A 1,008-nucleotide genomic window follows, 5' to 3' on the forward strand; every position below is an offset into this window, starting at 1 on the left:
TGTCCCGTCCTGAATAAGGTTTACACCTTCTGATTTATTTTCAGGAGGGCTCAATGGATTCGGGGAAAAGGCGCAGTCAGCGCGACTACACCTTGGCTTTTAAATTGGCGGTGGTAGACCAAGTCGAAAAAGGCGAGTTGAGTTATAAAGACGCTCAAACTCGCTATGGCATTCAGGGCAAGTCGACAGTGCTGGTGTGGTTACGCAAGCATGGTCGGCAGAACTGGAGCCAAGGCGCATCTATTCGCGTTCAGAGGACCCGCGCCGTGAACGAGCCATCTGTCCCGCTGACACCTGAGCAGCGGATCAAAGAGCTTGAAGAGCAGCTCGCATTGAGCAACCAGAAAGCTCAATTCTTTGAAGCCGTCGTCAATGTTCTAAAGAACGACTACGGAATTTCTGTCGTAAAAAAGCGACCCGGCAAGTCCTCTCGCAAGGGCAAATCGAAGACCTGAGCATCACCAGGGCTTGCCTGTTCATGGGGATTTCGCGACAGGCTTACTACAAGCGAATCTGGGCCGCAGAAGCCCGCGATCAGCATGATCAGAACGTGCTGGAATTTGTCTTGGAGAAGCGCCGTCGCCAGCCAAGACTGGGGACCCGCAAGCTGCATCACTTGCTTCATATCGACGCTGAAACAGGCCTACAAGTTGGTCGGGATCGCTTGTTCACGATCTTGCGAGAGGCACGAGAGTTGGTGCCTAGCAAGCGTGCGTATCACAAAACCACCCACAGCCATCATCGGTTCCGGTGCCATCCCAACCTGCTAAAAGAAGGACCTGGGCAGATCGTCGCTACCGGTCCCGAGCAAGTGTGGGTCGCTGACATAACCTACCTACCAACCCAAGAAAACGTGGCCTATTTAAGCCTGGTGACAGACGCCTTCTCGCGAAAAATTGTAGGTCATCACGTGCATGAGACGTTGCACACGGAGTCGGTGCTCAAGGCGCTGAAGAAGGCCGTAGATGAACGAAGAACCGATCAGCGTTTGGTTCATCACTCAGATCG

General features: G+C 53.3%; 1 pseudogene. It reads left to right on the plus strand.

The annotated features are described in order from the left end of the window. Nucleotides 1–53: 53 nt before the first annotated feature. A pseudogene (locus tag AC0IW7_RS24740) lies at nt 54–1,008 on the plus strand (IS3 family transposase); the annotation flags it as partial.

Source organism: Pseudomonas sp. AC229 (genome assembly GCF_979254655.1).